At 53.4% G+C, this 18,405-nt stretch carries 18 protein-coding genes and 2 tRNA genes; 6 read left to right on the top strand and 14 right to left on the bottom strand.

Features of this window, described 5'->3' with window-relative positions; genetic code table 11:
- Positions 1–2: 2 nt before the first annotated feature.
- From nusA to AM329_RS21125, 3 genes are all read right to left on the bottom strand, one after another.
- On the bottom strand, positions 3–1,505 hold the full coding sequence (gene nusA, locus AM329_RS21135; RefSeq protein ID WP_003861798.1) for a transcription termination factor NusA: 1,503 nt from the start codon (positions 1,503–1,505) through the stop codon (positions 3–5).
- A 28-nt stretch (positions 1,506–1,533) separates the two neighbouring features.
- Complete coding sequence (rimP, locus tag AM329_RS21130; RefSeq protein ID WP_014833432.1) at positions 1,534–1,986, bottom strand: ribosome maturation factor RimP; 453 nt, start codon at positions 1,984–1,986, stop codon at positions 1,534–1,536.
- Between the two features lie 207 nt (positions 1,987–2,193).
- Positions 2,194–2,270 (bottom strand) — tRNA-Met (locus AM329_RS21125).
- 286 nt (positions 2,271–2,556) lie between these two features.
- On the opposite strand from AM329_RS21125, the gene argG reads away from it, so the two are divergent.
- On the top strand, positions 2,557–3,903 hold the full coding sequence (gene argG / locus AM329_RS21120; protein WP_032607984.1) for an argininosuccinate synthase: 1,347 nt from the start codon (positions 2,557–2,559) through the stop codon (positions 3,901–3,903).
- 186 nt (positions 3,904–4,089) lie between these two features.
- Here argG and AM329_RS21115 read toward each other — a convergent pair.
- The 6 genes from AM329_RS21115 to rlmE form a co-directional block, all read right to left on the bottom strand.
- Positions 4,090–4,176: transfer RNA gene (locus AM329_RS21115), tRNA-Leu, on the bottom strand.
- A gap of 9 nt (positions 4,177–4,185) precedes the next feature.
- On the bottom strand, positions 4,186–4,518 hold the full coding sequence (secG, locus tag AM329_RS21110) for a preprotein translocase subunit SecG (protein WP_003861803.1): 333 nt from the start codon (positions 4,516–4,518) through the stop codon (positions 4,186–4,188).
- A 222-nt stretch (positions 4,519–4,740) separates the two neighbouring features.
- Positions 4,741–6,078: a phosphoglucosamine mutase gene (gene glmM / locus AM329_RS21105; protein ID WP_003861804.1), complete on the bottom strand. Its 1,338-nt coding sequence runs from the start codon at positions 6,076–6,078 to the stop codon at positions 4,741–4,743.
- Positions 6,071–6,919: a dihydropteroate synthase gene (folP, locus tag AM329_RS21100; RefSeq protein WP_003861807.1), complete on the bottom strand. Its 849-nt coding sequence runs from the start codon at positions 6,917–6,919 to the stop codon at positions 6,071–6,073. Before folP ends, glmM begins: the two co-directional genes overlap by 8 nt.
- Positions 6,920–7,017: 98 nt before the next feature.
- Positions 7,018–8,952, bottom strand: coding sequence for an ATP-dependent zinc metalloprotease FtsH (ftsH, locus tag AM329_RS21095; protein WP_003861810.1), 1,935 nt, complete (start codon positions 8,950–8,952; stop codon positions 7,018–7,020).
- A gap of 102 nt (positions 8,953–9,054) precedes the next feature.
- On the bottom strand, positions 9,055–9,681 hold the full coding sequence (gene rlmE / locus AM329_RS21090) for a 23S rRNA (uridine(2552)-2'-O)-methyltransferase RlmE (RefSeq protein ID WP_003861812.1): 627 nt from the start codon (positions 9,679–9,681) through the stop codon (positions 9,055–9,057).
- Between the two features lie 127 nt (positions 9,682–9,808).
- Between rlmE and yhbY the strand changes: the two genes are divergently transcribed.
- Complete coding sequence (gene yhbY, locus AM329_RS21085; protein WP_003861814.1) at positions 9,809–10,102, top strand: ribosome assembly RNA-binding protein YhbY; 294 nt, start codon at positions 9,809–9,811, stop codon at positions 10,100–10,102.
- Between the two features lie 151 nt (positions 10,103–10,253).
- Here the strand turns inward: yhbY and greA are convergent, their stop codons facing one another.
- Positions 10,254–10,730: a transcription elongation factor GreA gene (greA, locus tag AM329_RS21080; RefSeq protein ID WP_003861815.1), complete on the bottom strand. Its 477-nt coding sequence runs from the start codon at positions 10,728–10,730 to the stop codon at positions 10,254–10,256.
- 228 nt (positions 10,731–10,958) lie between these two features.
- On the opposite strand from greA, the gene dacB reads away from it, so the two are divergent.
- Genes dacB through pmrB form a run of 3 tightly spaced genes read left to right on the top strand, consistent with a single transcriptional unit; the run spans position 10,959 to position 14,097 of the window.
- Complete coding sequence (gene dacB / locus AM329_RS21075) at positions 10,959–12,392, top strand: serine-type D-Ala-D-Ala carboxypeptidase (RefSeq protein WP_003861817.1); 1,434 nt, start codon at positions 10,959–10,961, stop codon at positions 12,390–12,392.
- A gap of 2 nt (positions 12,393–12,394) precedes the next feature.
- Positions 12,395–13,057 (top strand): two-component system response regulator PmrA, encoded by a 663-nt coding sequence (gene pmrA / locus AM329_RS21070; RefSeq protein WP_003861819.1) that lies wholly within the window; start codon positions 12,395–12,397, stop codon positions 13,055–13,057.
- Positions 13,054–14,097 (top strand): two-component system sensor histidine kinase PmrB, encoded by a 1,044-nt coding sequence (pmrB, locus tag AM329_RS21065; RefSeq protein ID WP_032607987.1) that lies wholly within the window; start codon positions 13,054–13,056, stop codon positions 14,095–14,097. The genes pmrA and pmrB overlap by 4 nt, the downstream gene beginning before the upstream one ends.
- A gap of 33 nt (positions 14,098–14,130) precedes the next feature.
- On the opposite strand, the gene cgtA is transcribed toward pmrB, so the two are convergent.
- The 4 genes from cgtA to rplU form a co-directional block, all read right to left on the bottom strand.
- On the bottom strand, positions 14,131–15,306 hold the full coding sequence (gene cgtA, locus AM329_RS21060; RefSeq protein WP_003861823.1) for an Obg family GTPase CgtA: 1,176 nt from the start codon (positions 15,304–15,306) through the stop codon (positions 14,131–14,133).
- A 15-nt stretch (positions 15,307–15,321) separates the two neighbouring features.
- Entirely contained in the window at positions 15,322–16,287 is a 966-nt protein-coding gene (locus AM329_RS21055; RefSeq protein ID WP_003861826.1) for a DMT family transporter, read from the bottom strand.
- Between the two features lie 95 nt (positions 16,288–16,382).
- Complete coding sequence (rpmA, locus tag AM329_RS21050; RefSeq protein ID WP_003861831.1) at positions 16,383–16,640, bottom strand: 50S ribosomal protein L27; 258 nt, start codon at positions 16,638–16,640, stop codon at positions 16,383–16,385.
- A 19-nt stretch (positions 16,641–16,659) separates the two neighbouring features.
- Complete coding sequence (rplU, locus tag AM329_RS21045; RefSeq protein WP_003025032.1) at positions 16,660–16,971, bottom strand: 50S ribosomal protein L21; 312 nt, start codon at positions 16,969–16,971, stop codon at positions 16,660–16,662.
- 257 nt (positions 16,972–17,228) lie between these two features.
- Here rplU and ispB point away from each other — a divergent pair, with 257 nt between their 5' ends.
- A complete protein-coding gene (gene ispB / locus AM329_RS21040; protein ID WP_003861833.1) occupies positions 17,229–18,200 on the top strand; it encodes an octaprenyl diphosphate synthase in 972 nt (323 codons plus the stop codon).
- The last annotated feature ends 205 nt before the right edge of the window (positions 18,201–18,405 follow it).

Below are 18,405 nucleotides of genomic sequence, written 5' to 3'. Positions count from 1 at the left end.
TATTACGCTTCGTCGCCGAACCAGCAAATATTACGTGCGGCCATGATGAGTTCGCCGGCTTTCTCGTCGGTTAAACCTTCGATATCGGCCAGGTCATCAACGCCTTGCTCAGCGAGATCTTCCAGCGTACAAACACCACGGGCAGCCAGCTTGAACGCAATCGCACGATCAAGACCTTCCAGATTCAGCAGGTCATCAGCCGGCTTCTTATCGCCAAGGCTTTCTTCCTGAGCCAGCGCCAGGGTGGTCAGTGCGTTTTTAGCGCGTTCACGCAGGGCTTCAACGGTTGGTTCATCCAGACCGTCAATTTCCAGCAGCTCTTTCATTGGCACGTAGGCCAGTTCTTCCAGCGTAGAGAAACCTTCTTCAACCAGCACAGTGGCGAAGTCTTCGTCAATGTCCAGGTATTTGGTGAAGGTATCGATCGCCGCGTGGGCTTCAGCCTGATGCTTGGCCTGAAGGTCATCAACGGTCATCACGTTGAGTTCCCAGCCGCTCAGCTGTGACGCCAGACGTACGTTCTGACCGTTACGGCCAATCGCCTGCGCCAGGTTGCCCGCTTCTACAGCGATATCCATGGTGTGTTTGTCTTCGTCAACAACGATAGACGCCACATCAGCCGGTGCCATTGCGTTGATCACGAACTGCGCCGGGTTGTCGTCCCACAGAACGATATCAATGCGCTCGCCGCCCAGTTCGGTAGAAACCGCCTGAACACGTGCGCCACGCATACCGACGCAAGCACCGACCGGGTCGATACGCTTGTCGTTGGTTTTCACCGCAATTTTCGCACGGGAGCCCGGATCGCGGGCCGCCGCTTTGATTTCGATAACTTCTTCGCCGATTTCCGGCACTTCGATACGGAACAGTTCAACCAGCATTTCTGGTTTAGAACGCGTCACGAACAGCTGTGCACCACGCGCTTCAGGACGTACGGCATACAGCACACCACGAATACGATCGCCTGGGCGGAAGTTTTCACGCGGCAGCATGTCTTCGCGCAGGATGACGGCTTCAGCGTTACCCGGCAGTCCTTCGGATTTGATCTCCAGAGAGATGTTGTCGCGGTTCACTTTCTTCACCACGCCAGTGATGATTTCGCCTTCCTGATCGCGGAACTGATCGACAACCAGCGCGCGCTCGGCTTCGCGAACTTTCTGCACGATAACCTGCTTCGCGGTCTGGGTGGTGATACGGTCGAAGGTAACAGATTCAATCTGATCTTCAACGTAGTCACCCACGTTCAGACTTTCGTCTTCAAAACGTGCCGCTTCCAGGGTGATCTCTTTGGTCGGTTGGGTCACTTCTTCAACGATTACCCAACGACGGAATGTATCGAAGTCACCGCTTTTACGATCGATTTCTACGCGAACATCGATCTCTTGTTCGTATTTTTTCTTGGTTGCTGTAGCCAGTGCACTTTCCAGCGCTTCGAAAATCTTCTCACGCGGCAGTGATTTCTCGTTGGAGACGGCTTCAACAACAGCCAAAATTTCTTTGTTCATCGCGGGCTTTTCACCTCAATCCAGACTGTTAAAAGTGGGGAACCAGGTTCGCCTTCTGGATATTACTCAGCGCGAACACTTCATCTTTGCCTTCGACTGTCACCGTGATCATTTCACCATCAACGGCTTTGATAATTCCCTGCCATTTACGGCGATTCTGTACGGCCATACGCAGAACGAGAGCCACTTCTTCACCGGTAAAGCGCACGTAGTGCTCGGCCGTGAACATCGGACGATCGAGGCCAGGTGAGGAAACTTCCAGGTTGTACGCAACGGTAATCGGATCTTCAACATCAAGAACCGCACTCACCTGGTGGCTGACATCAGCACAATCATCAACATTGATGCCATCTTCACTATCAATATAGATGCGCAGTGTGGATGTACGGCCGCGAACGAATTCGATGCCGACCAGTTCGTAGCCCAGTGCTTCGACCGGCGCAGTAATCATCTCTGTTAATTTTTGCTCTAATGTGGACAAGCCCACCCCCAAGACATAAAAAAAGGGCGTAAAGCCCAGTTATTCTGTAGTCAGATAACAAAAAACCCCGATAAATCGGGGCTTTAGATAACTGAACCCTATAGCCACAACTGTGGCCTGGAGCACTCTCCGAAAGCATTTTTTCAAATCCAGCTACGAAGGCTCTAAGTCTTCACAGTATATTTGAAAAAGAACTTTATGGGAAAGTGGTTGCGGGGGCCGGATTTGAACCGACGACCTTCGGGTTATGAGCCCGACGAGCTACCAGGCTGCTCCACCCCGCGCCTGAAACGTGGCAAATTCTACGCGTTTTGGACAGAATTTGCAAATAATGCTGGGATTTGGTACCGAAGACGGGACGTAAAATCGGCATTCAGTATATTGATAGTTGCCCCCACCTGTCAACCCAACTTCGGCCAGGGCAATAAAAGGGAAATTTTTACAAAAAACGCACACGTCTCTTTCGGTCGTCGATAAAAGATGATTAAATGAATACTCACTTATTTTGCATAAAAATGCATCGAGAGCGAAAGCGGTCTCTAATCAGTCAATCAAGCAGGGTTTTATTATATGACGACGATTCTCAAGCATCTCCCGGTAGGACAACGTATTGGCATCGCTTTTTCTGGCGGCCTGGATACCAGCGCTGCACTGCTGTGGATGCGCCAGAAGGGAGCGGTTCCTTATGCATATACTGCGAACCTGGGTCAGCCGGACGAGGAAGATTATGACGCGATCCCTCGTCGTGCCATGGAATATGGCGCAGAGAACGCACGTCTGATCGACTGCCGTAAGCAGCTGGTCGCCGAAGGGATTGCCGCGGTCCAGTGCGGTGCTTTCCATAACACTACCGGCGGCCTGACCTATTTCAATACCACCCCGCTGGGTCGTGCCGTCACCGGCACTATGCTGGTCGCCGCCATGAAAGAAGATGGCGTGAACATCTGGGGGGACGGTAGCACCTATAAAGGCAACGATATTGAACGTTTCTATCGTTATGGCCTGCTGACCAACGCCGAGTTGCAGATCTACAAACCGTGGCTGGATACCGACTTCATCGACGAGCTGGGTGGCCGTCATGAAATGTCTGAGTTTATGATTGCCTGCGGCTTTGACTACAAGATGTCGGTTGAGAAAGCCTACTCAACCGACTCCAACATGCTGGGTGCGACGCATGAAGCGAAAGACCTGGAATTCCTGAACTCCAGCGTAAAAATTGTTAACCCGATCATGGGCGTGAAGTTCTGGGATGAGAACGTTAAGATCCCGGCGGAAGAAGTGACCGTGCGTTTCGAACGCGGTCATCCGGTTGCCCTGAACGGTAAAACCTTCTCCGACGATGTTGAACTGATGCTGGAAGCAAACCGCATCGGCGGTCGTCACGGGCTGGGTATGAGCGATCAGATCGAAAACCGTATCATCGAAGCAAAAAGCCGCGGCATTTACGAAGCTCCAGGGATGGCGCTGCTGCACATCGCTTATGAGCGTCTGCTGACCGGTATTCACAACGAAGACACCATTGAGCAGTATCACGCTCATGGCCGTCAGCTGGGCAAACTGCTGTATCAGGGTCGCTGGTTTGATCCACAGGCGCTGATGCTGCGTGACGCCCTGCAACGTTGGGTGGCAAGCGCCATCACCGGCGAAGTGACCCTGGAACTGCGTCGCGGTAACGACTACTCCATCCTGAACACCGTGTCTGACAACCTGACCTATAAAGCAGAGCGTCTGACCATGGAGAAAGGTGAGTCAGTATTCTCTCCGGACGATCGTATTGGCCAGCTGACCATGCGTAACCTGGACATCACCGATACCCGTGAGAAGCTGTTCAACTATGTTGAGAATGGCCTGCTCTCCGCGAATTCCGGTAATGGTCTGCCGCAGGTTGAGAACCTGGAACACAGCGATAAGAAGTAATCGACAGCAAGACATGCAAAAGGCGCCCAATGGGCGCCTTTTTTGTGGTCTTCGTAGGCCCGGTAAGCGCAGCGCCACCGGGCAAAACGGCGGGTGGCGCTGCGCTTACCCGCCCTACAATAGATCGGAAACACAGAATATAGAGACGAAAAAAAGACGTCTTGCGACGTCTTTCTTCTGGAATATTGGTACCGAGGATGGGACTCGAACCCACAAGCCCGTTAGGGCACTACCACCTCAAGGTAGCGTGTCTACCAATTCCACCACCTCGGTACGGAATACTTACTGCGGGATATCGCTGGTTGGCTTAGCCGGTGCAGCTGGCTGAGTTTGCTCAGTTTTTGCTGGCGCGCTCAGATTTTCCCACTCGCTTCCTTTACTGGTCTTGTTGCTGTTGATATTGCCCAGCACCAGACTGATAATGAAGAACAGCGTAGCCAGAATCGCCGTCGTGCGGGTCATGAAGTTCGCAGAACCACTTGAACCGAACAGCGTACCAGAAGCGCCTGCTCCGAAGGAGGCTCCCATATCAGCGCCTTTACCTTGCTGTAGCATAATCAGCGCTACGAGAGCGATGGCTACAATAAGGAAAATAACTAAAAGAGCTTCGTACATAATCAACCTGTTCCTTGCGGATTTGCCGCATACCAATGCTTCGACCAATTAGCAGGATTTTGTTTCCCACTGAAGCGGGTGTGAATACTAACCAAAGCGAATCACCTTCGCAAGGGCATTTTCGAGGCATTGTATCAACTGCGGAAAAAAACAGCAAAAAGCCATTAATTGTTTAAAACAAAGGCGGCAAACGCCGCCTTTTTAAACACTTATTCTGAAAGATTATGCAGCTTTGACTGCATCCGCAATGCGGTGCGCAAATTCAGTCACCTGCGCTTCGTCTTCGCCTTCCACCATCACGCGGATCAGCGGCTCGGTACCCGACTTACGCAGCAGGACGCGCCCACGGCTGCCAAGCGTCGCTTCCACCTCTGCCATCACCGCTTTCACGTTATCATTTTCCAGCGGGTCACCTTTACCCGCGGTGAAACGCACGTTGACCAGGATCTGCGGGAACATTTTCATGCCGCTGCACAGATCGTGCAGGCTCATATGGTTACGCGCCATCGCGGCAACAACCTGAAGCGCCGCCACAATGCCGTCACCGGTGGTGGTTTTATCGAGCAGGATCACGTGGCCGGAGTTTTCCGCGCCAATACGCCAGCCTTTCTCCTGGAGTTTTTCCAGCACGTAGCGGTCACCCACTTTCGCACGAACAAACGGGATGCCCAGCTGTTTCAGCGCCAGTTCCAGTCCCATATTGCTCATCAAAGTGCCCACCGCGCCACCGCGCAGTTGCCCCTGACGCAGGCCTTCACGCGCAATGATGTAGAGGATCTGATCGCCATCGACCTTGTTACCTTCGTGATCAACCATGATCACACGGTCACCATCGCCATCCAGGGCAATACCCAGATCGGCCTTTTCAGCCAGGACACGCGCTTGCAAGGCACGCACGTCTGTCGCGCCAACTTCTTCGTTGATGTTCAGACCGTCCGGCTCGCAGCCGATAGTGATCACTTTCGCACCCAGCTCGCGGAACACATTCGGCGCAATGTGGTAAGTCGCACCGTTTGCACAGTCCACCACAATTTTGAGGTGTGCCAGGCTCAGTTCATTCGGGAAAGTGCCTTTGCAGAATTCAATGTAGCGGCCTGCGGCATCGACAATACGGTTGGCTTTACCCAGCTCAGCGGAGTCAACACAGGTGATCTCTTTTTCCATTTCCGCTTCAATCGCCTCTTCCACGTCATCCGGCAGTTTAGTGCCGTCGATGGAGAAGAATTTGATACCGTTGTCATAGAACGGGTTATGGGAAGCGGAAATGACGATGCCCGCTTCCGCACGGAAGGTGCGGGTCAGATAGGCAACAGCAGGAGTCGGCATTGGCCCCGTAAAGGAAGCTGAAAGCCCCGCCGCCGCCAGCCCGGCTTCCAGCGCGGATTCCAGCATATAACCCGAAATACGGGTATCTTTACCAATAATGATCTTACGGGAGCCATGACGCGCAAGCACTTTCCCCGCTGCCCAGCCCAGCTTCAGGACAAAGTCAGGGGTAATTGGCGCATCGCCTACGCGCCCACGGATGCCATCGGTACCAAAATATTTACGATTACTCATAGCGTTTGTTTTCCTTCGCTGCCAGTGTGGCTTCCACCACACGCATGGCTTCTACTGTTTCTTTTACGTCATGGACGCGAATGATGTGTGCACCTTGCATCGCGGCAATCACCGCGCAGGCCAGACTGCCGCTCAGACGTTCGCTCGGCCCGACATTCAACAACTGACCAATCATCGATTTTCTCGACATTCCCACCAGCAGTGGCAGGCCGAACTGATGAAACTCTGATAAGCGCGCAAGCAACGCGTAATTGTGTGAGAGATTTTTACCGAAACCGAAGCCCGGGTCGAGCAGCAATTTCTCTTTTGCGATACCCGCACGTTCACAGCGTTCGATATGCTCAATAAAGAAGCGGGTGACGTCGGCAAACACGTCTTCATATTTTGGCGCCTCCTGCATTGTCTTAGGCTGGCCCTGCATATGCATCAGACACACCGGTAGCCCGGTTTCTGCGGCGGCTTCAATCGCGCCCGGCTCGGTCAGCGAGCGGATATCATTGATAATGTGAGCGCCCACTCTCGCCACTTCACGGATCACTTCGGGTTTGGAGGTATCAACAGAGATCCACACTTCAAAGCGCCGGGCGATAGCCTCCACCACCGGCACCACGCGCGCCAGCTCTTCTTCCACCGAGACCTCCGCCGCGCCAGGCCGCGTTGACTCCCCTCCAACGTCAATGATGGTGGCACCCGCGTTAATCATTAAATTCGCGTGTTTAACCGCGTCGATAAGCGAATTATGCGTGCCGCCGTCAGAGAAGGAATCAGGCGTGACATTCAGGATCCCCATCACATGGGGATGTGAAAGGTCGAGATGCGAGTCCTGGGCGAATAGTTTCATGGTGAAGTCCCTGGGATTAATGTGGTTAAACAGATAAGAAAAACCCCGGAGCAAGCTCCAGGGTTTGAGATACAGACAAACGCTTCAACAGCAGTGACTTACTTGTCGCCTAACTGCTCTGACATGGTGTTGCCCGGGTTTGGCGTACGCGGTTCATCGACCGGACGCGGCGCACGCGGGGTGCCATTGTTGTCAGAATTGTTAGACGCGCCTGGGTCTTCCCAGCCTGCCGGCGGACGCACTTCGCGGCGCGCCATCAGGTCGTCAATCTGTGGTGCATCGATGGTCTCATATTTCATGAGCGCATCTTTCATCGAATGCAGGATGTCCATATTGTCGTTCAGGATCTGACGGGCGCGAGCGTAGTTACGTTCAATCAGCGCTTTCACTTCCTGGTCGATGATACGTGCCGTTTCATCGGACATATGTTTCGCTTTTGCCACGGAACGGCCCAGGAACACCTCGCCCTCTTCCTCTGCATACAGCAGCGGACCGAGTTTGTCGGAGAAGCCCCACTGGGTCACCATGTTACGCGCCAGGTTTGTCGCCACTTTAATATCGTTCGACGCACCGGTGGAAACATGTTCCGCACCGTAGATGATCTCTTCTGCCAGACGACCGCCGTACAGGGTTGAAATCTGGCTTTCCAGCTTCTGACGGCTGGCGCTGATCGCGTCGCCTTCAGGCAGGAAGAAGGTCACCCCCAGCGCACGACCGCGTGGAATGATCGTCACCTTGTGTACCGGATCGTGTTCCGGCACCAGACGACCGATAATCGCGTGGCCCGCTTCGTGATATGCCGTGGACTCTTTCTGCGCTTCCGTCATCACCATGGAGCGACGTTCCGCACCCATCATGATTTTGTCTTTCGCTTTCTCAAATTCCACCATGGACACCACGCGCTTGTTACCGCGAGCGGCAAACAGGGCTGCTTCGTTGACCAGGTTAGCCAGATCCGCACCGGAGAAGCCTGGAGTACCACGCGCGATGATTGCCGCGTCGATATCTGGCGCCAGCGGTACGCGACGCATATGCACTTTCAGAATCTGTTCACGACCGCGAACATCCGGCAGACCGACCACAACCTGGCGGTCGAAACGGCCTGGACGCAGCAGCGCAGGGTCAAGTACGTCCGGACGGTTAGTTGCCGCGATAACGATGATACCTTCGTTACCTTCGAAGCCGTCCATCTCAACCAGCATCTGGTTCAGCGTCTGCTCACGTTCATCGTGACCACCACCCAGGCCTGCGCCACGCTGGCGGCCTACGGCGTCGATTTCATCGATGAAGATGATGCACGGTGCTGCCTTCTTAGCCTGCTCGAACATGTCACGCACACGAGATGCACCGACACCCACGAACATTTCAACGAAGTCAGAACCTGAAATAGTAAAGAACGGCACCTTCGCTTCACCCGCGATGGCTTTTGCCAGCAGGGTTTTACCGGTACCCGGAGGGCCGACCATCAGGACGCCTTTCGGGATCTTACCGCCCAGTTTCTGGAAACGGCTCGGCTCGCGTAGGTATTCAACCAGTTCACCCACCTCTTCTTTTGCTTCGTCACAACCTGCTACGTCAGCAAACGTGGTCTTGATCTGGTCTTCCGTCAGCATACGCGCCTTGCTCTTACCGAACGACATGGCACCTTTGCCACCACCGCCCTGCATCTGGCGCATAAAGAAGATCCAGACGCCGATAAGAAGCAGCATCGGGAACCAGGAAATGAAGATAGAAGCCAGCAGGCTTGGTTCTTCCGGCGGCTCGCCTACCACTTTGACGTTTTTGGTCAGAAGGTTATCAAGCAGCTTAGGATCGTTCACCGGGATGTAAGTCGTGTAACGGTTACTATCTTTCTTGGTAACGTTGATCTCACGTCCGTTGATACGCGCTTCGCGAACCTGGTCCTGATTGACCTCTTGCAGGAAGGTAGAATAATCCACCTTGCGGCCATTCGACTCGCTGGGCCCAAAGCTCTGGAATACTGACATCAGCACAACGGCAATGACCAGCCAGAGTATTAGGTTTTTCGCCATGTCACTCAAGGGATTAACCTCATATTACAACTGTGTTAAAAACAGCGTCAGGATACTCTATATCCAGTTTCATTCAAACTTTCGTCTGAAATCTCCCGGTTATCATTTTCGCCCGGTCGCTACAATATACACTTCACGGGAACGGGCCCGGGAAGAGTCCGGCTTACGAACTTTGACCTTCGCAAACAGGGAGCGAATTTCCTTAAGATACTCCTCGAAACCTTCGCCCTGAAACACCTTCACAACAAAACTACCACCAGGCGCTAGTACATCACGACACATTTCTAACGCTAGTTCCACCAGATACATGGCGCGGGGGATATCCACCGCCGGTGTTCCACACATATTTGGCGCCATATCCGACATGACAACCTGGACCTTACTGTCACCTACACGATCAAGTAATGCTTTAAGCACTAATTCATCACGAAAGTCGCCCTGAAGGAAGTCGACACCGACGATGGGATCCATTGGTAAAAGATCGCATGCGATGATTCGGCCCGTTCCGCCGATCTGCGTAACCGCATACTGGGACCATCCGCCAGGTGCCGCACCGAGGTCGACCACCGTCATTCCCGGTTTAAAAAGTTTGTCACTTTGCTGTATTTCATCAAGTTTAAACCAGGCGCGGGAACGCAACCCCTTTTTCTGCGCCTGTTGAACATATTTATCGCTAAAGTGTTCCTGAAGCCAGCGGCTGGAGCTGGCAGAACGCTTTTTACCTGTCATTTAACATTTCCGTCCTGGTTCATCGTTGCTTGCCTGTGACGTAAATTTCTACGCAGCTATTTGGCGATATTAGGGAGATGGCGGTAGAATGAACCGTTTTCAATCCCAACGTAAGCAAAAATATACGATGAATCTGAGTACTAAACAAAAACAGCACCTTAAAGGTCTGGCACATCCGCTCAAGCCTGTAGTGATGCTTGGCAACAATGGTTTGACCGAAGGGGTGCTTGCCGAGATTGAACAAGCGCTGGAACACCACGAGCTGATCAAGGTGAAAATCGCCTCTGAAGACAGAGACACTAAAAACCTGATCGTGGAAGCCATCGTGCGCGAAACCGGCGCCTGTAATGTACAGGTCATCGGTAAAACGCTGGTGCTCTATCGCCCATCTAAAGAGCGCAAAATCTCGCTGCCACGTTAAGGATATCCTGAATCGAACACATTTTCTGTGTGAAACGAGGGATTTCTTTCAGCAGGCGAGCAAAATGCCATGCTCCGTGAGTTGATAAAAGGCCGCTATGCGGCCTTTTTCTTTTCTTTACAATGTATCAACATCTTAGTAGAGAAGCGAATTACAGATATTCAACCTTAATAATTTCGTATTCCACTTCACCACCAGGGGTGCGGATGGTGACCACATCGTCCTGCTCTTTGCCAATCAGGCCACGAGCAATTGGCGAGTTCACCGAAATCAGGTTCTGTTTGAAGTCAGCTTCATCATCACCCACGATGCGATAGGTCTGCTCTTCGTCGTTGTCCAGGTTCAGCACGGTAACGGTTGAACCAAAAATCACACGGCCATTATTCGGCATTTTGGTGATATCGATAACCTGGGCATTGGACAATTTTGCTTCGATATCTTTAATACGCCCTTCACAGAAACCCTGCTGCTCACGCGCCGCGTGGTATTCAGCATTCTCTTTCAGGTCGCCATGCTCACGCGCTTCCGCGATAGCGGCGATGATTTCAGGGCGACGCACGGATTTCAGAAAATCCAGCTCTTCGCGCAGTTTTTCGGCACCACGTAAGGTCATCGGAATAGCTTGCATTTGTTATACCTCTTAAACATTCCTGTTGGGAGCAGTGTTCCCTGCTCCAGCCCACCTGAACAGGCCAGAAGCAAAAAGAAAACCGACCCGGGAGCAACGCCCCAGGTCAGCAGCAATTTTTCAATTTGATACGCATTTTACCGCGAAGTTCACTATGGGTCATCGTTTACTTTACAGTGCCATGCACCGTAGTATGACGGTTTGTTTTCGGGTTGTTAGCGCGAGATTATGCGATTTTCCAGTTTTATCATCGGATTGACTACCAGTATAACGTTCACCGTTCAGGCCGCGAATGTTGATGAGTACATTAATCAACTGCCCGCCGGCGCGAACCTTGCCCTGATGGTGCAGAAGGTTGGCGCGCAGGCTCCCGAGATTGACTATCACAGTCAACAGATGGCGCTGCCTGCCAGTACCCAAAAGGTGATCACCGCCCTCGCCGCTCTGCTCCAGCTCGGGCCTGACTTCCGTTTTACTACCACCCTTGAAACCAGAGGTAACGTTGAGGGTGGCGAACTGAAAGGCGATCTTATCGCCCGTTTTGGTGGCGATCCCACCTTTAAGCGCCAGGATGTCCGCAACATGGTGGCGGTACTGAAAAAATCCGGCGTAACAAAAATTGATGGCAACGTGCTGATCGACACCTCCATTTTCGCCAGCCACGATAAAGCGCCTGGCTGGCCATGGAACGACATGACGCAGTGTTTTAGCGCCCCGCCAGCCGCCGCCATCGTTGACCGTAACTGCTTCTCCGTATCGCTTTACAGCGCGCCAAAACCAAATGACTTAGCGTTTATCCGCGTGGCGTCTTACTACCCGGTCACGATGTTCAGCCAGGTGCGGACGCTGGCGAAAGGCTCCCCGGAGGCACAGTATTGCGAGCTGGACGTGGTACCGGGCGATCTCAACCGCTATACGCTCACCGGCTGCCTGACCCAGCGGGCCGATCCACTCCCGCTGGCCTTTGCCATTCAGGATGGCGCAGGTTATGCCGGTGCCATTTTTAAAGATGAACTGAAGCAGGCGGGCATAACCTACACCGGAACGCTGCTGCGCCAGACGCAGGTGAATGAGCCAGGCACGGTGATTGCCAGCAAACAGTCCGCGCCACTGCATGATTTGCTTAAGATTATGCTGAAAAAGTCGGATAACATGATTGCCGACACGGTATTCCGCATGATCGGGCACGCGCGCTTTGGTGTGCCGGGCACCTGGCGGGCCGGTTCTGATGCCGTACGTCAGATCCTGCGCCAGCAGGCGGGTATCGATCTGGGCAATACGATCGCCGTTGATGGTTCCGGTTTATCGCGTCATAACCTGATCTCGCCGGCCACCATGATGCAGGTGTTGCAGTACATTGCTCAGCATGACGCTGAGCTAAACTTTATTACGATGCTGCCGCTTGCCGGACACGACGGCTCTCTTCAGTACCGCGCGGGCCTTCACGCTGCGGGCGTGGATGGCAAAGTGTCAGCCAAAACGGGTTCCCTGCAAGGCGTTTACAACCTTGCCGGTTTCATCACGACCGCCAGCGGACAACGCATGGCATTTGTGCAGTATCTTTCCGGCTATGCCGTCGAACCGGCTGACCAGCGCAATCGCCGTATTCCACTGGTACGTTTCGAAAGCAGGCTCTATAAGGACATCTACCAGAATAACTAGCGATGAAACTACTGATAGTTGAAGACGATCTGTTATTGCAGGAAGGGTTAGCGCTGGCGCTGGGCAATGAGGGCTACGCCCTGGATTGTGCCGCCACGGCCGCTGAAGCAGATGCCCTGATCCAGAGCGGTGAATACAGCCTGGTGATCCTGGATTTGGGACTGCCGGATAAAGACGGCGCGACGCTGCTCTGCCAGTGGCGTCGTCGCGGAGTGGAGAATCCCGTATTGATTCTCACCGCCCGCGATGCCATTGAAGACAGAATTAACGGGCTTGATTCTGGCGCTGACGATTATCTGGTAAAACCCTTCGCCCTTGCCGAGCTACAGGCTCGCGTACGGGCGTTGATCCGCCGCTATCAGGGCCACAGCGACAACCTGCTGACGGACGGGGATATTACCCTCAATCTGCAAACTCAGCAGGTGCTGCGCCAGTCTCAGCCTGTGGAAGTGACCCCAAAAGAGTTCGCTCTGCTGACGCGCCTGATCATGCGCAGCGGGCAGACCGTGCACCGTGAAACGCTGCAACAGGACATCTACTCCTGGCAGGACGATCCAGGATCAAACACGCTTGAAGTTCATATTCATAATCTGCGCCGCAAGCTCGGTAAAGATCGCATCAAAACCGTACGCGGCGTGGGTTACCGTCTGGAGAGCCAGAAATGAACAGTATGCGCCGGCGATTAATGGTGTTGCTGGCGGTTATTCTGCTATTTTTTCAACTCATTAGCGTAGTCTGGCTGTGGCATGAGAGCCGCGAGCAGATCGGTTTTCTGGTGAATGAAACGCTGTCCGCTAAAACACGCAACAACCATGTCGAAAAAGAGATCCGCGAAGCCATTGCCTCCCTGCTGGTTCCTTCACTGGTGATGGTCGGTTTTACCCTGCTCTTCTCATTCTGGGCAGTCACATGGATCACCCGACCACTCAACAAACTTCGCGCCAGCCTTGCGAACCGTTCGGCGGATAATCTGACTCCCCTGCCGATGTATTCTGATATGGAAGAGATAGGCGCAGTAACCACGTCCCTCAACCAACTCCTCGCCCGGCTGGACCACACTATTCAACAGGAACGCCTGTTTACCGCCGATGCGGCACACGAGTTACGTACGCCGCTGGCGGGGATTAGGCTCCATCTGGAACTGATGGCTCAGTCCGGTTCCCCGCAGGCCACGCCACTGATAAACCGGATCGATCAGCTGATGCACACGGTGGAACAGCTGCTGATGCTGGCGCGTGCCGGACAGGCGATGGCCAGCGGCCATTACGATACCGTGAACTGGACTGAGTCGATCATTGCTCCGCTTAGCCTGGAGCATGAAGCCAAAGAGCATACGGTAATATGGCCGGCCCACAGCACGCTGACGGTACAGGGGGACGCCGTCCTGTTACGTCTGATGCTAAGGAACCTTCTGGAGAATGCCGCCCGTTACAGCCCGGCAGGCACAACCATTGAAGTGGCATTAACAGCGACGGAGGGGGGTACCCGGGTGAGCGTTACCGATCAGGGGCCGGGTATTGATGAGGCGCACCGCCAGTCGATCACCGAACCTTTCCGACGTCTCGACCAGCGCTACGGCGGCAGCGGCCTTGGGCTGAGCATCGTACAGCGTATCGTACAGCTCCATCATGGTCATTTAACGCTGGAGAACGGCGCTGAGGGCGGCCTCATCGCCAGCTGTTGGTTACCGACGAAAATAGGATAAAAAAAAGCCCCGTTAAGGGGCTTTATACAGGGGTTAGTGCTTGTAGATGAACTCGACGCCTTCTTCGTCGTCTTCATCCCAGTCATCGTCCCAGTCTTCATCATCTTCTTCCGCTTCCAGCTCTTCGAGCTGCTGGCGGTGGTAGTCATCCCACATGAATTCGACTTTTTCAGGCTGTTTCGCCTCTTCTGCCTGAACAACCGGATTCTCGATGATAAAGGTCATCACATCCCAGCAGAGATCTTTCACGCCAACCTGGCTGGCGGCAGAGATCAGATAGTACTTATCTTCCCAACCCATCGCTTCGGCAATCGCTTTAGCTTTCGCTTCAGCTTCCGCTTTGTCCATCAGGTCGATCTTGTTGAATACCAGCCAGCGCGGTTTTTGCGCCAGTTTTTCACTGTATTTCTCCAGCTCGCCAATAATGATACGGGCGTTTTCAACCGGATCGGAACCGTCGATTGGATCGATGTCGATGAGGTGCAACAGTACGCGGCAACGCTCAAGGTGCTTCAGGAAGCGAATACCCAGACCGGCGCCTTCTGCTGCCCCTTCAATCAGACCCGGGATGTCAGCGACCACGAAGCTCTTCTCGTTATCCATACGGACAACGCCCAGGCTCGGTACCAGCGTCGTAAACGGATAATCTGCCACTTTTGGTTTCGCCGCAGAGACCGCACGGATAAACGTCGATTTACCGGCGTTTGGCATGCCCAGCATCCCCACATCCGCCAGCAGCATCAGTTCCAGTTGCAGGTCGCGCTTATCACCCGGGGTACCCATGGTTTTCTGACGCGGGGTACGGTTAACGGAAGATTTGAAACGGCTGTTACCCAGACCGTGCCAGCCGCCTTTCGCCACCATCAGGCGCTGACCGTGTTTGGTCATATCACCCATGGTTTCGCCCGTACCCTGATCGATGACACGCGTACCCACCGGCACTTTGATCGTCACGTCTTTACCGCGTTTACCGGTACAGTCGCGGCTCTGGCCGTTCTGGCCACGCTCGGCGCGGAAAGATTTTTCGAAACGGTAGTCGATCAGCGTGTTGAGGTTTTCATCCGCCTCCAGCCACACGTCGCCACCGTCCCCACCGTCACCGCCATCAGGACCGCCACGAGGAATATATTTTTCACGGCGGAAGCTTACACAACCGTTACCGCCATCACCTGCCACGACCAGAATCGTCGCTTCATCAACAAACTTCATTTTACTCTCCGTAACTCATTCGCCTGAGCGGGGGACTATTACAACCGCTTCATTTTTGCGCCAACGCCCCCAGAGACGATGACCAATGGCGGAATACATCGCGCCCGCAACCACGACAAACGCACCGAGATAACCCAACAGGTTGAGCATCGGCTTGACGAAGACATCGGGCCAGGCCATTGATAATAAATCTGAAAATAACAGCGTAAACAGCGGGGTAAGCGTGATTAAGGCGCTCACCTGTGCTGCCTGCCAGCGCGCCATGGCTTCAGCCAGCGCGCCATAACCGACCAGCGTATTCAGCCCACAAAAAATGAGGCACGCCAGTTGCCAGTCGCTGAGCTGGGTAATTACACCCGGCTTCGCTAAAGGCAATAATGCCAGTGTACACAAAGTGTACAGCAAAAAGAGGATCTGCTGTGAGGCAAGACGGCGCAATAACACCTTTTGCGCGACGCCATAACTCACCCAGACCGTTGCTGCGCCCACCCCAAAAATGACACCCCAGGTGTAATCCGTCAGGCGGGTAAAAATCTCAATCAGGCTGGTGTTAAAGAACATCACCAGCCCGCAAAGCAGCATACTTGCCCCAATGATCTGCGTGCCGCGCATCTTCTCCTTGAGGATGAATACGCTGGCGACCATCATGCCGACCGGTGAAAGCTGACCAATCACCTGCGACGCTGTAGGGCTAAGATATTGCAGGGAAGAGCTGAACAGAATGAAGTTACCGAACAGACCGCCCGTCGCGATAGCCAGTAACACCAGCCAACGCGGTTTTCGAAAGATGCGCAGCGGTGGCAGCTTACCTTTGACGGCCAGAATGGCACCCAGGCCTATGCTTGCCATCAGGAAGCGATAAAACACCACCGTCGGTGGCTCCATGACTTCCAGTACCTGCTTCATTGCAATTGGCAGCGCACCCCAGCACATTGCGGTAGTGAGCGCCAAAAGAATACCAATGCCGGCCTGCTGCTTCATGCCCGTTTTCCCTACAGAAAATTTTCCGGGTTTCCAATGTAAAAAGCCCCGCAACACGTTGCGGGGCTTTAATCCGTTACCGGACCGAGAAAACCTTACTCAGCAACGATGCTGATGTATTTACGGTTGTTCGGGCCTTTAACTTCAAATTTCACTTTACCGTCTGCTTTAGCAAACAGAGTGTGGTCACGACCGCAACCTACGTTGGTACCCGCGTGGAACTTGGTGCCACGCTGACGAACGATGATGCTACCCGCCAGAACGGATTCGCCACCGAAACGCTTAACGCCCAGGCGTTTAGCTTCTGAATCGCGACCGTTACGTGTGGAGCCGCCAGCCTTTTTATGTGCCATTTAAATCTCTCCTCAGGTCTTAGGCGCTGATGCCAGTAATTTTCACATCAGTGAACCACTGACGGTGGCCCTGCTGCTTACGATAGTGTTTACGACGACGAAACTTAACGATTTTAACTTTCTCGCCACGACCGTGAGCAACAACTTCAGCTTTGATAACGCCGCCATCAACGAAAGGAACGCCGATTTTGACTTCTTCACCGTTTGCGATCATCAGAACTTCAGCGAACTCAACAGATTCGCCAGTTGCGATGTCCAGCTTTTCCAGGCGAACGGTCTGACCTTCGCTTACTCGGTGTTGTTTACCACCACTTTGGAAAACCGCGTACATATAAACTCCGCTTCCGCGCACATCCTCGTATGATTCAGAGTGCGCTATAAATATTCACAATAGGGCGCGAATATTACGCAAAACGCGAGCCTTTGACAAGTGCTACCATCAATACATGAAGAAAAAAAACACAACACGTACGGTAACGTTTATCTGAGCCGTTTTTTCAGTACAATCAGCAATACTATTTATAAACCGAAACCCTTTGTGTGCCCATCTCGTGTGGGATAAACAGGATAAAAAGCCCGGCTTTTGCGATGAATTTAGAAAAAATCAATGAGTTAACCGCGCAAGATATGGCGGGTGTGAATGCAGCAATCCTGGAGCAACTCAACTCTGACGTTCAGCTGATCAATCAGTTGGGCTATTACATCGTCAGCGGCGGCGGTAAACGTATTCGTCCGATGATTGCCATTCTGGCCGCACGCGCGGTTGGCTATCAGGGAAATGCCCATGTCACGATCGCGGCGCTGATCGAATTTATCCACACCGCCACCCTTCTTCACGACGATGTTGTGGATGAATCAGACATGCGTCGTGGCAAAGCCACCGCCAACGCCGCGTTTGGTAATGCGGCAAGCGTTCTGGTAGGCGATTTTATCTATACCCGAGCCTTCCAGATGATGACCAGCCTTGGCTCGCTGAAGGTGCTGGAAGTGATGTCAGAAGCCGTGAACGTTATCGCTGAAGGTGAAGTCCTACAGCTGATGAACGTCAACGACCCGGACATCACCGAAGAAAACTATATGCGGGTGATTTACAGCAAGACCGCACGTCTGTTCGAAGCCGCCGCGCAGTGCTCTGGCATTCTGGCTGGCTGTAGCGAAGCGGAGGAAAAAGGCCTTCAGGACTATGGCCGTTACCTCGGCACCGCGTTCCAGTTGATTGATGATTTGCTGGACTACAGCGCGGATGGCGAAACGCTCGGTAAAAACGTCGGCGATGACCTGAACGAAGGCAAGCCAACGCTGCCGCTGCTCCACGCGATGCGCAATGGTACACCAGAGCAGGCGAAAATGATCCGGGAGGCTATCGAGCAGGGAAATGGACGCCATCTTCTGGAACCGGTACTGGAAACAATGGCAATCTGCGGCTCCCTGGAATGGACGCGTCAGCGCGCTGAAGAAGAAGCGGACAAAGCCATCGCCGCTATTCAGGTCATTCCCGACAGCCCATGGCGTGATGCGCTAATCGGCCTCGCGCACATCGCCGTCCAGCGCGACCGTTAATCCCTCATCATCTCCCTGCCCCTACGCAGGGAGACTCCAGTACGCTCCAGTAAATTACATTTACGCGTAAGCCCATCGGGTTACAGGCCGTATGTATAAAGCCGTGCCTTATTCTGAATATTGCTTCTCGTAACATGAACTTTTTAGAACAGATGTTCGAAGTGAGTATAGTAATGCTGTCTTTTCACACGAAACGACGTGGACG

The organism is Enterobacter cloacae complex sp. AR_0002 (assembly GCF_001922365.1).
GTDB lineage: Bacteria > Pseudomonadota > Gammaproteobacteria > Enterobacterales > Enterobacteriaceae > Enterobacter > Enterobacter hormaechei_C.
This window is presented reverse-complemented; position numbering and strand designations above follow the sequence as displayed.